This window comes from Streptomyces sp. NPDC035033, assembly GCF_040636735.1.
In the GTDB taxonomy this organism is placed as follows: Bacteria; Actinomycetota; Actinomycetes; order Streptomycetales; family Streptomycetaceae; genus Streptomyces.
Map to the genome: position 1 here is coordinate 1 of NZ_JBEZUZ010000117.1, position 19689 is coordinate 19689.

Genomic DNA, 19689 nt, shown 5'->3' on the forward strand with positions numbered 1-19689 from the left:
ACGGCGGAAGCAGTGATCCGCTGGGTGAAGCAGGCGGGCGAACTCGACGGACCGATCCTGTGGATAGCCCAGACCGAGGAGCTGTGCGAGCAGGCCGTCCAGAGCTGGAAGTTCGTCTGGGGAAAGGTCGGCGCCGACAAGCCGCTCGTCATCAACAGGCTATGGGCGTCGCACGAGGCCGGACCGGTCACCGATCGGCCTCAGCTGGTGGTCGCCACGGACGCCAAGCTCCAGCAGTCGAGCTGCCTCGAGGCCGACTCCTACGCCTGGCTACGGAACGCCGCCCTCGTCATCGTCGACGAGGCACACACGGCCATCACCCCCCGCTACACCAAGATCCTCTCGAGTCTCGGCCTGACGCAGTCCCGCACCGACCGTCACCTCCTGGGACTCACGGCCACGCCCTTCCGCAACACCAACCCGGAGGAGACCCGCCGTCTGATCAACCGGTTCGGCGGCCGGCGACTGGACGAAGGCGTCTTCGCGAACGACGACGCGTACGCCGAACTGCAGAAGCTCGGCGTACTGGCCCAGGTCGAGCACCGTCTGCTCCAGGGCGGCACGATCACCCTGGACCGGGACGAGAAGCAGCACGCCGAGCAGATGAGCGTCCTGTCCCGGACGGCCGAACAGCGGCTCGCCAACGACCATGACCGGAACGCCCGCATCCTGGACGAGATCACGGCCATGCCGGACGACTGGCCGGTGCTGGTGTTCGCCACCTCGGTCGACCACGCCAAGTCCCTCGCGGCCAAGCTCCGCGACCGGAACATCACCGCCTCCTCCGTCGACTCCACCACCTCGGCCGGCGATCGCCGCCGCCGCATCGACGAATTCCGAAAGCGCCGCACCCGAGTCCTGACCAACTACGGCGTCCTCACTCAGGGGTTCGACGCTCCCGCGACCCGGGCCGTCATCGTCGCCCGACCGGTCTACAGCCCCAACGTGTACCAGCAGATGATCGGACGCGGCCTGCGGGGACCGCTCAACGGCGGGAAGGAGACCTGCTTGATCCTCAACGTCCGCGACACCGTCGACAACTTCGACACCGCTCTCGCCTTCACCCGGTTCGAGCACCTGTGGAGCAGCAAGTGACCGACCCGTACGACGCCAGTCCTCCACTCACCGCCGAGCAGCAGGCCGTCGTCGACCTCCCCTGGGACACGCGTCTCCTGGTCACCGCGGGTGCAGGCTCGGGCAAGACGCACACGGTCGTACGGCGCCTCGACGCCCTCGTCGGGCACGACGACCCCGACGAGGCGCTGGAGGCCGGAGAGATCCTCGTCCTGAGCTTCTCCCGCGCCGCCGTCCGCGAGCTTCGGGACCGGATCGCCCGGTACGGCGACCGGGCCGACAGGGTCCGCGTCCAGACCTTCGACTCCTGGGCGTACCAGCTGCTCGCCAGGGCGTATCCGGACGACGACTGGGGGACCCGCGGCTTCGACGAGCGCATCCGCGCCGCCACGGCGGCGATCGAGAAGGGCGCGGTGGAGGCCGGGGAGCTCGGCGCGCCCTCGCACGTGGTGATCGACGAGGCTCAGGACCTGGTGGGCGATCGTCGCGACCTGGTGGAGGCCCTCCTCGATCGCTTCCAGCGTTCCTGTGGCTTCACCGTGGTCGGCGACTCGGCGCAGGGCATCTACGGCTTCCAGATCGAGGATCCGGAGAAGCGTGCCGAGGAGACCGACCTCTTCTTCACCTGGCTCCGGACCTCGTACGACGACCTCGTCGAACTTCACCTGACCGAGAACTTCCGGGCGGCGACCCCCGAAGCCCGCACCGCACTCGCCCTCGGGCCCCGTCTGCAGAACCTGGCCGTCTCACCGGGCGGCCCCGAGGAGGCGGCCGCCGCGCTGCACGCCGAGCTCCGCGAGCGCCTTCTCGACCTGCCGGGCCTCGGGGGCCTGGCCGACGACTTCGCGCTGGGCACATTGAAGACGTTCCCCGGCCGGTGCGCGATCCTGACCCGCGACAACCGGCAGGCCCTCGCCGTGTCGGAGCTGTTGCACGCGCACGGGGTGGGGCACGTCCTCAAGCGGTCGTTGCAGGATCGTCCCGTGCCGTACTGGGTGGCCGAGCTGCTGCGTCGCGCGGAGTCCTTGACGCTCACCGAGTCGCGCTTCCTGGAACTGCTCTCGGGGATACCCCTCCCGGCCGGAGTGGAGGCCGGACGCTGTTGGCGGCTCTCGCGGGCCGCAACCCGTCGCACCGGTCGCGGCCAGGTCGATGTCGCCGCCCTGGGGCGTCTGGTGGCCGAGGGTCGGTTCCCCGACGAGCTGGCGGATCCGGAGACGGCGCGGCTGGTCGTCTCCACAGTGCACCGGGCGAAGGGCCTGGAGTACGACCGGGTGTTGTTGCTGTCCCCCTCTCCCCTCGACGAGCTGCGCAAGATCCACGAGGATCTCGACGTACCTGCGGAGGCGAGGGCCCTCTATGTCGCCATGACCCGTGCCCGTGAGGACCTCTACCACGTCACCGGTCCCGACACCTCCCGCATAAGGCGACATCGGCCCACCGGACGCTGGTACCTGGGGGGTTGGAAGAGGTACGAGCGGTACGGCATCCAGGCCGTGGCGGGGGACGTGCACCGGGACACACCACCCTGCTCGGCGGACATGGACGCGGCCGCGACACAGGCATACCTGCTGGAACACACCCGGCCCGGGGACGCGGTGACGCTCCGGATGCGCCACCCCGTGCCCGCGGGGCCCGAGCAGAGCCCGCCCTACGACCTGCTCCACCACGACCGGGTCGTCGGCGAGGCATCAGAGCGCTTCCGCCGGGACCTGTACGCCGTGGAGAAGATCTCGCAGCCCTGGGACATCACCTGGCCGGGCGAGATCGTCGGGCTGCGGGTGGACGTCCTGGAGACGGTCGCGGGCAGCACGGCAGCCGGCAGCAACTCCGGGATCGGCGGGAACGGGGTGTGGATCGCCCCTCGGATCACCGGAATCGGAAGGTATCGACGCGGCGAGCGCGCCGGGGAGGAAAAGGGATGACGCACGGGACCGGTCCGCACACCGAGCATTACCGAGTCCGCGAGGAGCTGGTGGCCCGACTGCGCCGAGAGCTCCTCGGGCCGGACGTCGAGGCCGGGGACGACCCGGACGAGATCCTCACACAGGACGCTCCGATCACCCGTTACCCGATCGGTGTGCTGTATCCCCGGGCCGCCGGCCGTGAGGCCCGGGAGGAACAGCTGGGGGACATCGCCGAGGAGGACGGCCTGGACGAGGCTCCCCTGCTCGGCGCCAACGGCCCGGACGACACCGACACCTCCGTCGACCCTCCGGTCTCGGGCGACCGTCGTCCCTCGACGATGGGTCTCACCTTCGCCGTCGCGCCCGAAATCGCCTCCGAGATCGTGATCCGCGCACGAGCCGCCGTCTACGACCCCGTCGATGCGGAAGGGCGCCCGCTGTCGGCCCGCCGGGCGGAGGCCAGGACCACGAGCGACCAGCGTGAGCACTGGCGGCGACGAGAGCTGGACCTGCCGGAGAAGACGATCGACATCACGCGGCCGGGGACCGTGATGGAGGACCTCGTCCCCGACGCGGTCCAGCTGCACGTCCTCGTGCGGCCGATCAGCTTCCCCTCGGGAACCGTCACCGTCACCGTCACCCTGATCAACGCCCACGTCGTGGGCGAGAAGGAACTCCAGGACGCCTTCGCCCTCTTCCAGCCGAGTCTGCGGGTACGGGCCGCCGGTGGGGCGTCCGCCTTCGTCGAGCGTCCGGCCGCGCTGTCCGCCGTCGACTCGGAGCTGGCCGTCAGCCGTCTGCTTCATCGTCATGCCCCCACCTTCGCCATGGGACACGGCTGCTCGGCCGGTTGGGACTGGGCGCCGCCGGCAGTCGGTCTGACCGATGTCGTACGTGCCGCGATCGACGAGGTCCGCTCCGAGTTCGTCCCCACCCACGAGGTGCTGCTGACCGACTCCAATCCTGAGATCAGGACGGAGCTCGGCATGCTCGGCCTCGCCGAACGCCCCGATGCCGAGATCCTCGAGACGTTGCGTGAACTGACCGACGGCTACGAGCACTGGATCGAGGCCAAGGCTTCGGAAGCCGCCGCCCTCGCCGGAACTCCGTACGAGGACGCCGCGCGGGAAAGGGTCGAAGCCTGTCGCGAGGCCCTCGGGCGCATCCGTGAGGGGGTCGGACTGTTGGGTGCCGAGCCGGACGTCATGGAGGCGTTCCGGCTCGCCAACCGGGCCATGGCCGAGCAGCGCGCTCGGAGCGCCTGGGTGAAGGGGGGACGCCAGGGCGAGCCCGACCTGGCGACGCAGCGCTGGTACCCCTTCCAAATCGCGTTCATGCTGCTGTGCCTGCGCGGCATCGACGACCCCGACCATCCCGACCGCCATGTGTCGGACCTGCTGTGGTTCCCTACCGGCGGCGGCAAGACCGAGGCATATCTCGGTCTGATCGCGTTCACCACGTTCCTGCGCCGGCTGCGCCTCAAGGAGCACGGCGGAGGTGTCACCGTGCTGATGCGGTACACCCTGCGCCTCCTCACCCTCCAGCAGTTCGAGCGTGCCACGATCCTCATCTGCGCGATGGAGCGGATGCGCGGCACGGACCCCGACCGCCTGGGTCACGAGGCCATCTCGATCGGCATGTGGGTCGGGAAGTCGGCGACGCCGAACGACCTGGACACGGCAGACAAGCAGCTGGACAGGCTCCGGAACGGACAGAGCCTGCAGAAGGAGAACCCGGTGCAACTCCACGCCTGCCCGTGGTGCGGCACCGCGCTGGACGCCCACCACTACTCTGTGGACGCGGACGACGTCCGCATGGACGTACGATGCCCCGGCTCCGACTGCGACTTCGCCTCCGGGCTCCCGGTCCACCTGGTGGACCAGACCGTCTACAAGGCCCGCCCCACTCTCGTCATCGCCACGGTCGACAAGTTCGCGTCCATGCCGTGGCGTGAGAAGACGGCGGCGTTGTTCAACCGGGACCGTCCGGACGACGGGACACCGCCCCCCGAGCTGATCGTCCAGGACGAGCTCCACCTCATCTCGGGCCCTCTCGGCACCCTGACCGGCCTGTATGAGACGGCCGTCGACGCCCTTGCCGACAAGCCGAAGGTGATCGCTTCCACGGCGACCATCCGTCGCGCAGCGGACCAGGGGCGCAACCTCTTCGATCGGCGCGTGCACCAGTTCCCCCCGGCCGGCCTGGACGCCCGGGACTCCTGGTTCGCCGTCGAGACCGACCGCTCGCGCAAGGCCAGCCGCCGCTACGTCGGACTGCTCGCCCCCGGAACCAGCCAGTCGACCCTTCTCATCCGCACCTACGCGGCCCTCCTCCACCAGGCCATGCGCGCGGAGACGACCGACGAGGTCCGGGACACCTACTGGACGCTGGTCGGGTACTTCAACAGCCTTCGCCTGCTGTCCGCCGCCGAACTCCAGGTGAACGACGACGTCGAGGACTATCTACGGCTCCTCGCCGACCGCGACGGCACCGACGTGCGGATTTCCAACCGCTACTCCGAGCTCACGAGTCGCGTCGACGCGAGCCTGATCCCCGCCCGTCTCAAGGAGATCGAGAAGCGCTACCCGGACCCCGACGTCCGCGACGTCCTCTTGGCGACCAACATGATCGCCGTCGGTGTCGACGTCAATCGCCTCGGTCTGATGGCGGTGATGGGTCAGCCTCAGACCACGGCCGAATACATCCAGGCGACCAGCCGTGTGGGACGAGCCCACCCGGGTCTGGTCGCCGTGATGCTCAACTCGGCCCGTTCCCGCGACCGCTCGCACTACGAGAACTTCCTGCATTTCCATTCGGCGCTCTACCGCGAGGTCGAGTCGACATCGGTCACGCCGTTCTCCGCCCGGTCGCGCGATCGCGGTCTGCACGCCGTGGTGGTGGCCCTGGCCCGCATCCTCGTCCCCGAGGCCCGCGAGAACACCGACGCCGGCCGGATCGCCACCTACGTGGACCGTCTGCGCTCCGAGATCAAGCCGCTGCTGACGAGCCGCGTCTCGCAGATCGCCCCCGCGGAACTCCAGGACACCTCGGACGCGTTCGACGAGTTCGTCGATTGGTGGCAGAAGAAGGCCGCAGCGCACGGTGGACTGCTGTACGAGCCTCGGCGCGGAAACCCCGCTCCCGCCCTGCTCCGACCGTTCGACGACGAGTCGGAGGGCGCCGACGCCTGGTCCACCCTGTGGAGCCTGCGCGACGTCGACGCCGAATCCGCTCTCTTCATGGAGGCTTCCCGATGACCCCGCCCCGCGAGCGTCGCCGCCGAGGCACCGACGGCAGCCCGGCCGCACCCCGTCTCGACCTGCCCCGTCGCGGGTCGGTCCGCCGCGCCCAGATGATCACCACCTACGGTGTGGGTTCCCTGATCGCCGTCGACAACGAGTCCTTCATCGTCTCCGGGATCGACGAGGCCCACCGCAGTTGGCGGCTGGACGAGGCGCCGATCATCCACGAGCACCGACTCGCCCGGGCTCTGGGGGTGCGTCACTTCCGGCTGCCTCCGGCATCCGACGAAGGGAGCAGGGACGGAGTGCGCGTCAGGCGCTTCCCCCTGTGGCACTCGTGCCCCCACTGCAAGTGCCTGCAGCACGTCAAGGGTTTCAATCCCCCTCCGGGCAAGAACATCTGCACAGGGAGGGAATGCGACGAGGAGCCGCTCGTGCCGTCCCGATTCGTCGTGGCCTGCGAGGACGGACACCTCGACGACTTCCCCTACTGGAAGTGGCTCCACCGCGGCAATCGTGCGGAAGGCTCGACCGGACACTGCGGCGGAAGGATGAGCCTGGTTTTCTCCGGCCGCAGTGCCTCGTTGCGCTCGATCGTCGTCTCGTGCACCTGTGGGGTGCCCGACGTCTCCATGGAGGGCGCCTTCCGCCGCTCCGCGCTGGGGGACCTCAAGGTCCGGTGCGAGGGCAGGCGTCCCTGGCTCGAAGGCGCTCCCGCCGAGTTCTGCTCGAAGCCGCCCCGTACGCTCCAGCGCGGTTCGTCGGCGGTCTGGCAGCCGGTGCTGAGGTCCGCCCTGTCGATCCCGCCGTGGAGCGACGGACTCGCCGCCAAGCTCGCGGAGCACTGGGAGGCCCTGCGCGGCTACTCCTCGCGCATGGAGATCGAGATCTACCTCAAGGGGGCGTTCCGCGGGGACGACTCGGTCTCGGTCGACGCCGTCATGGATCTGCTGGCGGCCGAGCAGGAGGAGGACCCGGCTCCGGAGAACGCCGTCACCGACAGCCGCCAGGCGCTGCTCCGGCAGGAGTACGCACAGTTGTCGGCCGGCAATGCGCTGCGGGACAAGGGGCGCGAGGAGCAGTTCGTCTGCGAGCCGCCCGTCTCCGGCATGTCGCTCCTCTCCTCCTTCGGCGTCGAACGGACGATGCTCGTGAAGCGTCTGCGCGAGGTCCGTGCGCTCAAGGCGTTCACGCGCGTCGCGGACCCGGAGACGGGTTCCGAGGGGCATGAGGCCGCCCTGTCGCTGACACCGACCGACTGGCTCCCCGCGATGGAGGTGCGCGGCGAAGGCGTCTTCGTGCGCCTCGACGAGCACCGGCTGGACGAGTGGGCCGCGTCGGAGGCGGTGGCCCGCCGGGTGAAGCGCATGCGTGACAATCACGACCGGCTGCTGAGAGAACGGGCGGCCGACCCCGCCGAGGTACCCGCCTCGCCCGCCACACCCCGTCTGGTGCTGCTGCACACCCTGGCCCACGTGTTGATCAACGAGTGGAGCCTGGAGGCCGGCTACCCGGCCGGAGCGTTGCGGGAACGCCTCTACGCCGATGTCCACATGGCCGGTTTCCTCGTCTATACGGCGACCAGCGACTCCGCGGGGAGTCTGGGAGGAGTGGTGGCTCAGGGCGAGCCCGCCCGACTGGCCGGGGCCCTCGATTCGGCGTTGCGGCGCGCCCACTGGTGTTCCGCGGATCCCCTGTGCATCGAGTCCCGCTCCTCGGGGGCGGGCGGCGCCAATCTCGCGGCGTGCCATGCCTGCGCGATGCTTCCCGAAACGAGCTGCGAGCACAACAACATCCTCCTCGACCGCGCCTTGCTGATCGGTACGCCGGAGGATCCCGAGCTCGGGTTCTTCACGCGCACACAGTCCTGATCCGCGCGTCCGGGGCGGCCGACGATGCAGCGGGGACCGGCAGGGGGCGGGGCCGGGTGGGGGCGTGTCGGTTTGCGCGCTCCTCGCGCCTCCTCCCTCCCTGTTCCAGGAGGCTCGCGAGCGGGGAGACCGTCACCGCGTCGGCGATCTCCGGAGTTGCGAACCAGCCGCCTCCTGTCAGGTCCCGCCTGCCCGCCGAACGCGACCTCGCGGTGGAGTACGGAGTCGCCCGCCTGACCGTTCGCCGCGCTGCGCGGGTTCTGCGTGAGCGTGGTCTGATCCTCACCGTTCACGGCAAGGGGACGTTCGTGGCCGATCCCGTACCCGAGGGCGAGCCGGCCCCGGAGACGTGGGCCACCGTCCGCCACGTACGCTCGAAGGACGATCGCACCCCGGCAGGAAGAAGGCACCGACATGTCCCAGATCCCCTCCTCCGCCGTAGCCGCCGCCGGGCTCGTGGGTGGGTACGCCGTCGCCCGGTGGACGAAGAAGCGGCCGCTGGGCGGGGTGGTGCTGGCCGTGGCCGGTGGGGTGGCGGCTCGGGAGTGGCAGCGGGCGGGCGGGGCGAAGGCGGCCGTGGGGCTGTCGGCGGCGTACGTGGCGGCGTTCGGGGGGTCGCATCCGCTGGCCAAGAAGATCGGGGCCTGGCCTGCGGTGTTCTCCGTCGCCGGGGGGATGGCCGCCGCTTCCTGGGCCGTCACGCGCCGGAACGGCTGACGGTCCAGGAGACCGCGGCCGGCCGGGGCGTCGCGCGGCGGCGCCCGGCGGTCGGCCGGCGCCCGAGGCGGCGCCCGGCGGTCAGCCGGCGCCCCGGCGGTCAGCCGCCCAGGGCGTGGCTGGCCGTGTAGATCAGGAGGCCGGCCAGGGCGCCGACGACCGTGCCGTTGATGCGGATGAACTGGAGGTCGCGGCCGATGTTGGCCTCGATCTTCTTCGATGTCTGGGCGGCGTCCCAGCCGGCGACCGTGTCGGTGATCAGGGAGGTGATCTCGGCGCGGTAGGTGGTCACCAGGTACGTCGTGGCCGACTCCAGCCAGCCGTCGACCTTCGCCTGGAGGCGGGCGTCCGTCGAGAGGCGCTTGCCGAGGGAGATCAGGGAGGCGCGGGCGCGGAGGCGGAGCTGGCTCCGGTCGTCCTCGGCCGCGGCGATGATCAGGGCGCGGACCGAGGCCCAGGCGGAGGCGATGACGTCCTGGACCTCGGGGCGGGCCAGCAGGTCGGACTTGAGGCGCTCCACCCGGGCCCGGGTGTCCGTGTCCGCCTGGAGGTCGGCGGCGAAGTCGCCCAGGAAGCGGTCGATGGCGCCCCGCGCGGGGTGCGCCGGCATGTCGCGCATCTCCGTGACGAAACGGAGCAGCTCCTTGTAGACCCGCTCGCCGACCTTGCGGTCCACGAAGCGGGGGGTCCAGCCGGGGGCGCCGCCCTGGACCGCGTCCATCACCGAGTCGCCGTGGGTGACGAGCCAGTCGTGGGCGCGCGCGCAGACCAGGTCGACCGCCCGGCGGTGGGCGCCGTCCGCCACCATGTGCTCCAGGGTCTTGCCGACGCCCGGGGCGATCTCCGCCTGCTCGGCCCGCCGGGTGATCGCCTCGCCCACCACCGCCTGCACGTCCGCGTCGCGCAGCACCGTCAGCGCCCCGCGCAGCGCCGTGGCCGCCTCCTCCGTCACCCGGTCCGCGTGGACCGGGTCCGCGAGCCAGGCGCCGAGCCGCCGGCCGACGCCCAGGGCGCGCAGCCGGCCCCGTACGACGTCCGCCGACAGGAAGTTCTCGCCCACGAACGAGCCGAGCGAGACGCCCAGCTGGTCCTTCTTCGTCGGGATGATCGCCGTGTGCGGGATGGGCAGGCCCAGCGGCCGGCGGAAGAGCGCCGTCACCGCGAACCAGTCCGCCAGCGCGCCGACCATGCCGGCCTCCGCCGCCGCGGCCACGTACCCCGCCCAGGCGCCCGCGCCCGCGCTCTCCGCCCAGGTGGACAGGGCGTAGACCGCCGCGACCAGCGCCAGCAGGCCCGTCGCCAGGGCCTTCATCCGGCGGACGCCCCTGCTCTTCTCCTCGTCCGCCGCCGTGTACGCGAAACTCACCATGCGCTGACCTCCCTACCTCAGTGACTCCCGGCGCTCCTCGCGAGTTCCCCCGCGGCTCCCCCCGTACATCTTCGCGATCACGGACTCGATGTCCGGTTCCCGCACCGAGAGGTCCACCAGCGGGTACGCCCCCGCCACCGCCGCCACCAGCGGAGCGGCCGACGCGGAGGCCGGGAAGGCCAGGTACTGGCGCGGCCCGTCGGCCCGGACGAAACGGGCCCCGGGCACCGAGTCGATCGGCGGCAGCTCGCGCGCCAGGTCCACCACGAGCATCCGCTCGCCGTCGCCGGCCTCGTGCAGGCCGGGGAGGTCGCCGTCGTACACCAGCCGCCCGTGGTCGATGACCATCACCCGCGAGCAGAGCTGCTCGATGTCGGTGAGGTCGTGGGTGGTGAGCAGGACGGTGGTGCCGCGGTCCCCGTTCAGCGCGCGCAGGAACTCCCGGACCCGGGACTTCGAGACGACGTCCAGGCCGATCGTCGGCTCGTCCAGGTACAGCACCTCCGGATCGTGCAGGAGGGCGGCGGCGATGTCGCCGCGCATCCGCTGCCCGAGGGAGAGCTGCCGGACCGGCACGTCCAGCAGGTCGCCCAGCTCCAGGAGCTCCACGCACCGCTCCAGGTTCTCCCGGTAGCGGGCGTCGGGGATCCGGTACATGCGGTGCGCCAGCCGGTACGAGTCCCGCAGCGGCAGGTCCCACCAGAGGGTGGTGCGCTGGCCGAAGACGACCCCGATGCGGCGGGCGAGGCGGGTCCGCTCGCGCGCCGGGTCGATGCCCGCCACCCGCAGCCGGCCGCCGCTGGGGGTGAGGATGCCGGTGAGCATCTTGATGGTGGTCGACTTCCCGGCGCCGTTCGGGCCGATGTAGCCGACCATCTCGCCCCGGTCCACGGTGAACGAGATGCCGTCGACGGCCCGGACCTCCCGCCGCTCCCGCCGCAGCAGGCCCGTCTTCCGGCGGACGGCGAAGGTCTTCTCCAAGCCGTCGAGTTCGATGAGAACGCCCATGGCGGGACCTCAGCTTCCTGTCGATCGGTACGAACGGACGCCGGCCCGCCACGCGAGGCCCGCGACCCCGCAGCAGACCAGCGCGACCAGCGGGGAGACGAGGGCCGCCCAGGACGGCACCCCGGCCGGGGCCGGGCGGCCCAGCACGTACAGCGCGGGCAGCCAGTTCACGAACGCCAGCGGGACGACGTACACCACGCCCTTCACCAGGTCCTGCGCGAAGATCGTCGGCGGGTACTGGAGCATCGTGTTCCCGCCGTACGTGAACGCGTTGGTGACCTCCGCCGCGTCCTGGAGCCAGAACTGCGCCGACGCGCCCGCCACCATCACCGCCATGAAGATCACCGCGCCGCAGACCACCATCCCCGGCACCAGCAGCGCCTTCAGCGGCGTCCACGCCACCTCGTCGCGCAGCAGCACCAGGCTCCAGACCAGGATCATCAGCCCCTGCGCCACCCGGCCGAGCCGGCGCAGCGCGAACTTGTCCGCCGCGACCTGCGCGAGCAGCGACGCCGGCCGCAGCAGGAACACGTCGAGCGACCCGTCCCGGATCCGGCGCCCCATCCGCTGGAGCGAGCCCAGCGTCAGGTCGGCGATCCCGAAGGCCGTGCCGGTGGTGCCGTACAGGAAGGCGACCTCCGCGAAGGAGAAGCCGCCGAGCCCCCGCACCTGTCCGAACATCAGCAAGATCACGACGAAGTCGAAGAAGGTGACGCAGAAGGACGAGAAGAGCGTCAGCGCGAAGGAGGCGCGGTACGCCATCGTGGAGCGGATCCACATGGCGGCGACCATCCGGTACGCGCGGACGGCGTCGACGGCGGCGCGGTACGGGCCCCGTTTCCGGGCGGCGTCGGCGGCGGAGTACGGGTCCCGCTCCCGGGTGGCGGCGGGGTACGGGTCCCGCTCCCGGGCCCCGTCCGTGCGGAGGAGCTCACCCACCCTGGACCACCACCTTCCGCGTCGCCGCCGCCTGGGCCGCCCGGCCCGCCGCGAACAGCACCGCGCACCAGCCGGCCTGGAAGCCGTACGCCCCGACGAGGTCCCAGCCGTCCCCGTACCGCCCCAGGTAGACGTCGGCCGGGACCTGGAGCAGGGCGGCCCACGGCAGCGCCCGGGCGACCTCGCCGAGCGCGCCGGGGAAGACGTTCAGCGGGAGCAGCATCCCGGAGAAGAAGAGGCCGCTCAGCCAGGCCACCTGGACCACGCCCTGGCCGTCGAGGAACCAGAAGGCGCTCATCGCGACCAGGTACCAGAGCGCGAAGGAGACGAGCGAGCCGAGCGCCACCGCCAGCAGGAAGGCGGCCCACCCGGCCGGACCGTCCGGAAGGGTGAAGTCGAAGAAGGCCGCGCCGACCAGCAGCGGCACGGCGCCGCGGCCGAGCAGCTGGTAGGCGGAGCGGCCCGCGTTGGCCGCGCACCACCAGGACTGGAGGTCGGCGGGCCGGTAGAGGTCGACGGCGATGTCGCCGGTCCTGATCCGTTCGATCAGCTCGTCCTCGAAGCCGCCGCCCATGAGGCCGCAGACGGTGATGAGGGCCTGGCCGATCCAGACGTAGGCGAGGGCGTCGGCCATGGAGTAGCCGCCGAGCTGGGGACGTTCGGCCCACAGGGCGATGTAGGTGTACGAGAGGACGAAGCCGAAGACCGTGTTGGTGAAGAGGCCCGCCAGCGTCGCCACCCGGTAGGTGGCGTGGCGCCGGAAGCCGCCCGCGGCCACCGTGGCGTACAGCCGCAGCATGAGGGAGCTGCCTTTCTGAGGGCGTGCGGAAACGGGACGAAGCGCACGACCCTAGTGGCCCCGGCACACCACCGCGAGCGGATTTCCCGTCAGTCACCCGCAGCCTTCGGGAGTTTCACCCGCTTTATGTGCACTATGTGGTGCCATGTCCCCTTCCTCCCGCGCCTCCTCCCCCGCCGCACCACCCCCGGATCCGGGCTGGGAACCGAGGGACCCCACCCTCCCCGCACCCCGCACCCCCGCCGGGCCCCGGCGCTCCCTCCCCCGCCGCCTCCTGCGCGCCGCCCTCGGCCTGCTCCTCCTCGGCACCCTGCTGCTCGCCGGGGCCCTCGTGGCCGGATACCTCCTGGTCCCCATCCCCGCCGCCAACGCCGCCGCCGTCGCCCAGTCCAACCTGTACCTCTACCGCGACGGCACCGTCCTCGCCCGCGACGGCGAGGTCAACCGCGAGAACGTCCGCCTCGACCGGATCCCCCTCACCGTCCGGCAGGCCGTCCTCGCCGCCGAGGACCGCGACTTCCACACCTCCCGCGCCGTCGACCCCAAGGCCATGCTCCGCGCCGCCTGGAACACCGTCACCGGCAAGGGCCGCCAGTCCGGCTCCACCATCACCCAGCAGTACGTCAAGAACTACTACCTGGGCCAGGAACAGACCCTCACCCGCAAGGCCAAGGAGTTCTTCATCGCGATCAGACTCGAACGCGAGAAGACCAAGGACGAGATCCTCCAGGGCTACCTCAACACCAGCTACTTCGGCCGCAACGCCTACGGCGTCCAGGCCGCCGCCCACGCCTACTACGGCAAGGACGCCGCACGCCTCGACACCGCCGAGGGCGCCTACCTCGCCGCCCTCCTCAAGGCCCCCAGCGCCTACGACGTCACCACCCACCCCGAGAACCGGCCCGCCGTCCTCGCCCGCTGGGCGTACGTCCTCGACGGCATGGTCAAGGAAGGCTGGCTCACCCCCGGCGAACGCGCCGCCCTCCGCTTCCCCGACCCGCAGACCGCCCGCCCCGCCACCGGCCTCTCCGGCCAGCGCGGCTACCTCGTCCAGGCCGTCGAGGACCACCTCACCAGCCGCGGGATCATCGACGAGAAGACCCTCGCCGGCGGCGGCTTCCGCATCGTCACCACCATCGACCCCGACCGGCAGGCCGCCCTCGTCCGCGCCGTCGAGGACCGCGTCACCCACCGCCTCGACCCGGCCACCCACCCCGCCGACCGGTACGTCCGCGCCGGCGCCGCCGCCGTCGAACCCGCCACCGGCCGCGTCGTCGCCCTCTACGGCGGCGTCGACTACACCGAGCAGTACGTCAACAACGCCACCCGCCGCGACTACCAGGTCGGCTCCACCTTCAAGCCCTTCGTCCTCACCGCCGCCGTGCAGAACGGCGCCCGGACCCAGTACGGCGAACCCATCACCCCGTACACCCTCTACGACGGCACCGACCGCCGCCCCGTCGAAGGCTGGCCCGGCGCCCCCTACGACCCCGCCAACGAGGACGGCGAGAGCTACGGCGAGATCCCCGTCACCGCCGCCACCGACCTCTCCGTGAACGCCGTCTACGCCCAGATGGCCGTCGACGTCGGCCCCGCCCGCGTCCGCCGCACCGCCGTCGCCCTCGGCCTGCCGCCCACCACCCCCGACCTCACCGCCTCCCCCTCCATCGCCCTCGGCCCCGCCACCGCCAGCGTCCTCGACATGGCCCGGGCCTACGCCACGCTCGCCGCCCACGGCCGGCGCGCCGACCACACCCTGGTCGCCGCCGTCACCCGCGACGGCGAACCGCTGCCGCTGCCCGCCGCCGAACCCCGGCAGGCCGTCGCGCGGGAGGCCGCCGACACCACCACCGCCGTCCTCCGCGGCGTCGTCGAGAGCGGTACGGGCACGGCCGCGCAGGCCGCCGGACGCCCCGCCGCCGGCAAGACCGGCACGGCCGAGGACGACAAGGCGGCCTGGTTCGCCGGCTACACCCCGGAGCTCGCGACCGTGGTCGCGCTGATGGGCCAGGACCCCGAGTCCGGTGCCCACGAACCCCTGTACGGCGCCCTCGGCCTGCCCCGCGTCAACGGCGGCGGCCCCCCGGCCGAGATCTGGGCCCGCTTCACCCGCGAGGCCCTGGCCGACACCCCCGTACGCGACTTCGACCTGCGCCTGATGCCCGGCGCGGAACTCCCCGAGGTGCCCCCGGTGCCGGACGGCGGGGAGGAGGGGGAGGAAGGGGAAGAAGGGGAGGAGAACGGACCGGGCTGGTACGGGACGGGCGAGGCGGGCCCGGGAGCCGGGCCCACCGGCCCCGGAAAGCGCCCGGGCGACAGGCCCGCCGGCCGCTAGTGCCCCGAGCCCGGGCGGCAGCCCCGCCCTGCCGCTAGTGGCCGGAGGTCGCCTTCAGGCCGACCACGGCCACCAGCAGCAGGACGACGAAGAAGATCCGGGCGGCGGTCGCCGGCTCACCCAGCACCACCATGCCGAGCACCGCCGCGCCGGCCGCGCCGATGCCGACCCACACGCCGTAGGCGGTGCCGATGGGGAGGGTCTTGGCGGCCTGCGACAGCAGCACCATCGAGGCGACGATCCCGGCCGCGGTGAAGACGCTGGGCCAGAGACGGGTGAAGCCCTCGGTGTACTTCATCCCGATCGACCAGCCGACCTCCAGCAGACCCGCGACGATCAGAAGAACCCAGGCCATGACGACGACACCTCCGCGAGACGGAACAACAGGGGTGCGTCGTCTTTTCGCTTCGAACCCGGTACGGCGCGTCTCGTCGGGGCCCTTCCAGGCTAGCAAAGAACGGGCAAAGGCCCTGGTGACACCCGTCACCAGGGCCTTTGCTCCGTACGCGCTACAGGTACAGCCCGGTCGAGTCCGTGCTCTGGAACCGGTCCGCCGCCACCGCGTGCAGATCGCGCTCCCGCATCAGCACGTAGGCGACGCCCCGCACCTCCACCTCGGCGCGGTCCTCGGGGTCGTACAGCACCCGGTCGCCGATCTCCACGGTCCGGACGTTCTGCCCGACCGCGACCACCTCGGCCCAGGCCAGGCGGCGGCCGACGGCGGCGGTCGCCGGGATCAGGATCCCGCCCCCGGAGCGCCGCTCCCCCTCCGGGGTGTCGGTGCGGACCAGGATCCGGTCGTGGAGCATCCGGATGGGCAGCTTGTCGTGGGTGTTCTCGCTCACGGGAACGAACCTACCGGCCCGGCTCAGCCCTTGTGCTTCCGGGAGGAGCTCAGCAGCAGTCCGACGACCGCCACGGCCACCAGGGCGGCCGGCACGACGCGCTCCAGGCGCGGGGCGCCGTCCTCGTGGGTGAAACGGGCCTTCACGTCGGAGACGACCCGGTTCACGGCGACGAACGCCCGCCCGGCCGTCTCGTCGACGGTCGAGGCGACCTTGGCCTTGGCGTCTCCGATGATGGTCTTCGGGTGCATCCGAATGCCGATCTCGTCGAGCGTGACGGCGAGCTGCTCGCGCCGGCGGACGATGTCCGCCTCGATCTGCGCAGGGGTCCTGGCCTCCGACACCGCGCTGCCTCCGTAGTCGTATTCCGGTCGTTGACGGACAGTCTGTCAGTTCCGCCGCCGAAGGGCCGTCCCCGACCCCCATTAGGCTCATCACGTACGCGCACACCCCCGAGGAGAGCGAGCCATGAGCGAGCGACTGCAGCCCGGCGACACCGCCCCCGCCTTCACCCTGCCGGACGCGGACGGCAACGAGGTCTCCCTCGCGGACCACAAGGGCCGCAAGGTCATCGTCTACTTCTACCCGGCCGCCCTCACCCCGGGTTGCACCAAGCAGGCGTGCGACTTCACCGACAACCTCGACGTGCTGGCCGCCGCCGGCTACGACGTCATCGGCGTCTCCCCCGACAAGCCGGAGAAGCTCGCGAAGTTCCGCGAGAAGGAGAACCTCAAGGTCACCCTGGTCGGCGACCCCTCCAAGGAGGTCCTGGAGGCGTACGGCGCCTTCGGCGAGAAGAAGCTCTACGGCAAGGTCGTGACGGGCGTCATCCGCTCCACGGTCGTCGTCGACGAGGAGGGCAAGGTCGAGCACGCCTTCTACAACGTCAAGGCGACGGGCCACGTGGCCAAGATCATCCGCGACCTGGGCATCTGACCCGGCCCGCTCCCACGACGGGCCCGCCCCCTCCCGCCGGGGGCGGGCCCGTGCGCTTTCCGCGCCCCGCGGGAGGCCGGCGTGCGGCGCCGGGACGGGAAGGGCCGTACCCCTGAGACGGAGAGGGCGTCCCCGGTAGCATGACGGGGCGAGCGGCCGTTGCTGAATGGTATAAGCGGAGGTTTTAGGTGCCTCTGGGCGTTTCGCCCATGTGGGTTCGAATCCCATCGGCCGCACGGACAAGGGCGCTCCGCCTCGATGCGGAGCGCCCTTCTCGCCACCCCCGGCCCGTCAGCCCAGCAGTTCCCGGATCACCGGCACCAGCGCCCTGAAGGCCTTGCCCCGGTGGCTGATGGCGTTCTTCTCGGCGGGGGTGAGTTCCGCGCAGGTCACGTCGTGGCCCTCGGGCTGGAGGATCGGGTCGTAGCCGAAGCCGTTGGTGCCGACGGGCTCGTGGCGGAGGGTGCCTTCCATGCGGCCCTCCACCACCCGCTCGGTGCCGTCGGGGAGGGCCAGGGCGGCCGCGCAGGCGAAGTGGGCGGCGCGGTGCTCGTCGGCGATGTCGGAGAGCTGGGCGAGCAGCAGGTCCAGGTTGGCCTTGTCGTCGCCGTGGGTGCCGGACCAGCGGGCGGAGAAGATGCCGGGGGCGCCGTTCAGGACGTCGACGCAGAGGCCGGAGTCGTCGGCGACCGCCGGGAGGCCCGTCGCCCGCGCGAGGGCGTGGGCCTTGAGGAGGGCGTTCTCGGCGAAGGTGACCCCGGTCTCCTTGACGTCGGGGACCTCCGGGTACGCGTCCGCGCCGACGAGGTCGAGGTCGAGGCCCGCGTCGGCGAGGATCGCGTGGAGTTCGGTGATCTTGCCCGCGTTGCGGGTGGCGAGGATCAGGCGCTGTCGGGTCATGCCCCCGATTATCCCGGGGTGCAGACCTTCCCGATCTCGGCGGCCGCGTCGGTGACGGGCGTGATGTCGGGGCTGGTGTCGCCGTTCTTGACCGCCGTGCGGACGGACTCGACGCCCTTGGTGAGGTCGTCGACCGCCTTCGACAGGTCGGCGTTGTCCGTCGTGTTCTCGAGGTTGCCGAGCTCCGTGGAGATGGAGTTCAGGGACTCCTCGATCTGCGTGACGTCGTTGGAGGCGTTGGAGACGGCCTGCTGGAGCTTGCCGACCGAGGTGGCGATGGCGTCGGCCGTCTTGACGCAGTCCATCGCCTTGTCGAGGGCTCCGCAGCCCGTCAGCACGGTCGTGACCGCCGCCGCCGTGGCGACGGCGAGGGCTATGGTGCGGCGGCGCTTCACTGTTCGGGTCCTCCCCTGGCTGCGTACGTGGACGGGGCGCACGGTACGGCCGCGCGCCCCTCGCCGTAAAGGACGCAGCTCGCCCGGGGAGGGTTCCTCGGGGGTTTCCCGGAGCGGACCCCTAGGGGTCCGCCGGGCGGAGGTCCGTCAGAGGGTGGTCTCCAGCGCCTTGCGCTGGAGGTCGGCGAGGTCGGCGCAGCCGGCCGCGGCGAGGTCGAGGAGGGCGTTGAGCTCGGCGCGGTCGAAGGGCTCGGCCTCGGCGGTGCCCTGGACCTCGACGAAGCGGCCGTCGCCGGTGCAGACGACGTTCATGTCGGTGTCGGCGCGGACGTCCTCCTCGTAGCAGAGGTCGAGGAGGGGGACGCCGCCGACGATGCCGACGGAGACGGCGGAGACGGTGCCGGTGAGCGGCTTGCGGCCGGCCTTGATCAGCTTCTTGCCCTGGGCCCAGGCGACGGCGTCGGCGAGGGCGACGTAGGCGCCGGTGATGGCGGCGGTGCGGGTGCCGCCGTCGGCCTGGAGGACGTCGCAGTCGAGGACGATGGTGTTCTCGCCGAGCGCCTTGTAGTCGATGACGGCGCGCAGGGAGCGGCCGATGAGGCGGGAGATCTCGTGGGTGCGGCCGCCGATCTTGCCGCGGACGGACTCGCGGTCGCCGCGGGTGTTGGTGGAGCGGGGGAGCATGGAGTACTCGCCGGTGACCCAGCCCTCGCCGCTGCCCTTGCGCCAGCGGGGGACGCCCTCGGTGACGGAGGCGGTGCAGAAGACCTTGGTGTCGCCGAAGGAGATGAGGACGGAGCCCTCGGCGTGCTTGCTCCAGCCGCGTTCGATGGTGACGGGGCGGAGCTGTTCGGGGGTACGGCCGTCGATGCGAGACATGGGACGAGCCTAGCCCCATCCGTACGGGGTGCCGGTCCGCCGGCGGGCGGGCGCGGAGGTGCCGCGGGAGGCGCGCGGCCGGGGACGCACGAGGGCCCGTTCCCCTGCCGGAACGGGCCCTCGTCAGCCGGGTGTCAGCTGCTCACATCATGTCTTCGATCTCGGCGGCGATCGGGTCCGCGTCGGTGCCGATGACGACCTGGATGGCGGTGCCCATCTTCACGACGCCGTGGGCGCCGGCGGCCTTGAGCGCGGCCTCGTCGACCAGGCCGGGGTCGTTGACCTCGGTGCGCAGGCGGGTGATGCAGCCCTCGACCTCTTCGATGTTGTCGATGCCGCCGAGCCCGGCGACGATCTTCTCAGCCTTGCTGGCCATGTGTCTCTCCCTGTCCGTTCCGTTCGCGGGACACGCGAATCTCGGCGCACCTGCGGTCCGCGTTGTCACGGTAACCCACGGTTGGCCCAACTTCGCG

18 protein-coding genes, 1 tRNA gene, 1 pseudogene and 1 riboswitch are annotated in these 19689 nt (G+C 71.6%); of the genes and pseudogenes, 9 read left to right on the top strand and 11 right to left on the bottom strand.

The window, feature by feature from the left end:
- From AB0E83_RS31410 to AB0E83_RS31435, 6 genes and pseudogenes are all read left to right on the top strand, one after another.
- Window positions 1-1095: helicase-related protein (locus AB0E83_RS31410; protein ID WP_362119476.1), on the top strand; the 1095-nt coding region annotated here is incomplete at its 5' end.
- Window positions 1092-2999 (top strand): UvrD-helicase domain-containing protein, encoded by a 1908-nt coding sequence (locus AB0E83_RS31415; RefSeq protein WP_362119479.1) that lies wholly within the window; start codon window positions 1092-1094, stop codon window positions 2997-2999. The genes AB0E83_RS31410 and AB0E83_RS31415, both read left to right, overlap by 4 nt.
- Window positions 2996-6238, top strand: coding sequence for a helicase-related protein (locus AB0E83_RS31420; RefSeq protein WP_362119482.1), 3243 nt, complete (start codon window positions 2996-2998; stop codon window positions 6236-6238). The genes AB0E83_RS31415 and AB0E83_RS31420 overlap by 4 nt, the downstream gene beginning before the upstream one ends.
- Window positions 6235-8094: a DUF1998 domain-containing protein gene (locus tag AB0E83_RS31425; RefSeq protein ID WP_362119485.1), complete on the top strand. Its 1860-nt coding sequence runs from the start codon at window positions 6235-6237 to the stop codon at window positions 8092-8094. The genes AB0E83_RS31420 and AB0E83_RS31425 overlap by 4 nt, the downstream gene beginning before the upstream one ends.
- Window positions 8095-8240: 146 nt before the next feature.
- Window positions 8241-8420, top strand: a pseudogene (locus AB0E83_RS31430) (GntR family transcriptional regulator); the annotation flags it as partial.
- Window positions 8421-8508: 88 nt separating this feature from the next.
- Entirely contained in the window at window positions 8509-8811 is a 303-nt protein-coding gene (locus AB0E83_RS31435; protein ID WP_362119488.1) for a hypothetical protein, read from the top strand.
- A 100-nt stretch (window positions 8812-8911) separates the two neighbouring features.
- On the opposite strand, the gene AB0E83_RS31440 is transcribed toward AB0E83_RS31435, so the two are convergent.
- The 4 genes from AB0E83_RS31440 to AB0E83_RS31455 all read right to left on the bottom strand — a co-directional run bounded on the left by AB0E83_RS31440 (window position 8912) and on the right by AB0E83_RS31455 (window position 12923).
- A complete protein-coding gene (locus AB0E83_RS31440; RefSeq protein ID WP_362119491.1) occupies window positions 8912-10180 on the bottom strand; it encodes a DUF445 domain-containing protein in 1269 nt (422 codons plus the stop codon).
- Window positions 10181-10192: 12 nt separating this feature from the next.
- On the bottom strand, window positions 10193-11188 hold the full coding sequence (locus AB0E83_RS31445) for an ATP-binding cassette domain-containing protein (protein ID WP_362119494.1): 996 nt from the start codon (window positions 11186-11188) through the stop codon (window positions 10193-10195).
- Window positions 11189-11197: 9 nt separating this feature from the next.
- The gene (locus AB0E83_RS31450) at window positions 11198-11980 is read right to left on the bottom strand and encodes an ABC transporter permease (protein ID WP_362119511.1); all 783 of its coding nucleotides are present in this window, start codon (window positions 11978-11980) and stop codon (window positions 11198-11200) included.
- Window positions 11981-12119: 139 nt separating this feature from the next.
- Entirely contained in the window at window positions 12120-12923 is an 804-nt protein-coding gene (locus AB0E83_RS31455; protein WP_362119514.1) for an ABC-2 family transporter protein, read from the bottom strand.
- A gap of 148 nt (window positions 12924-13071) precedes the next feature.
- Here AB0E83_RS31455 and AB0E83_RS31460 point away from each other — a divergent pair, with 148 nt between their 5' ends.
- Window positions 13072-15261, top strand: coding sequence for a transglycosylase domain-containing protein (locus AB0E83_RS31460; RefSeq protein WP_362119497.1), 2190 nt, complete (start codon window positions 13072-13074; stop codon window positions 15259-15261).
- Between the two features lie 34 nt (window positions 15262-15295).
- On the opposite strand, the gene AB0E83_RS31465 is transcribed toward AB0E83_RS31460, so the two are convergent.
- The 3 genes from AB0E83_RS31465 to AB0E83_RS31475 form a co-directional block, all read right to left on the bottom strand.
- On the bottom strand, window positions 15296-15616 hold the full coding sequence (locus AB0E83_RS31465; RefSeq protein WP_030497525.1) for a multidrug efflux SMR transporter: 321 nt from the start codon (window positions 15614-15616) through the stop codon (window positions 15296-15298).
- A gap of 33 nt (window positions 15617-15649) precedes the next feature.
- Window positions 15650-15723, bottom strand: a riboswitch (guanidine-III (ykkC-III) riboswitch).
- A gap of 47 nt (window positions 15724-15770) precedes the next feature.
- Window positions 15771-16106 (bottom strand): co-chaperone GroES, encoded by a 336-nt coding sequence (locus tag AB0E83_RS31470; RefSeq protein WP_030497526.1) that lies wholly within the window; start codon window positions 16104-16106, stop codon window positions 15771-15773.
- A 23-nt stretch (window positions 16107-16129) separates the two neighbouring features.
- Window positions 16130-16450, bottom strand: coding sequence for a DUF3618 domain-containing protein (locus tag AB0E83_RS31475; RefSeq protein WP_362119500.1), 321 nt, complete (start codon window positions 16448-16450; stop codon window positions 16130-16132).
- A gap of 124 nt (window positions 16451-16574) precedes the next feature.
- Between AB0E83_RS31475 and bcp the strand changes: the two genes are divergently transcribed.
- Window positions 16575-17042 carry a thioredoxin-dependent thiol peroxidase gene (gene bcp / locus AB0E83_RS31480; protein ID WP_362119502.1) on the top strand — a complete coding sequence of 156 codons (468 nt, stop codon included), beginning with the start codon at window positions 16575-16577 and terminating at the stop codon, window positions 17040-17042.
- 152 nt (window positions 17043-17194) lie between these two features.
- Window positions 17195-17278 (top strand) — tRNA-Leu (locus AB0E83_RS31485).
- A 55-nt stretch (window positions 17279-17333) separates the two neighbouring features.
- Here AB0E83_RS31485 and rdgB read toward each other — a convergent pair.
- From rdgB to AB0E83_RS31505, 4 genes are all read right to left on the bottom strand, one after another.
- A complete protein-coding gene (gene rdgB, locus AB0E83_RS31490; protein WP_362119505.1) occupies window positions 17334-17942 on the bottom strand; it encodes an RdgB/HAM1 family non-canonical purine NTP pyrophosphatase in 609 nt (202 codons plus the stop codon).
- Window positions 17943-17950: 8 nt separating this feature from the next.
- Window positions 17951-18319, bottom strand: coding sequence for a hypothetical protein (locus AB0E83_RS31495; protein WP_362119517.1), 369 nt, complete (start codon window positions 18317-18319; stop codon window positions 17951-17953).
- 165 nt (window positions 18320-18484) lie between these two features.
- On the bottom strand, window positions 18485-19216 hold the full coding sequence (rph, locus tag AB0E83_RS31500; protein ID WP_362119508.1) for a ribonuclease PH: 732 nt from the start codon (window positions 19214-19216) through the stop codon (window positions 18485-18487).
- Window positions 19217-19358: 142 nt separating this feature from the next.
- Window positions 19359-19592: a PTS glucose/sucrose transporter subunit IIB gene (locus AB0E83_RS31505; RefSeq protein ID WP_107417711.1), complete on the bottom strand. Its 234-nt coding sequence runs from the start codon at window positions 19590-19592 to the stop codon at window positions 19359-19361.
- Window positions 19593-19689: the final 97 nt, after the last annotated feature.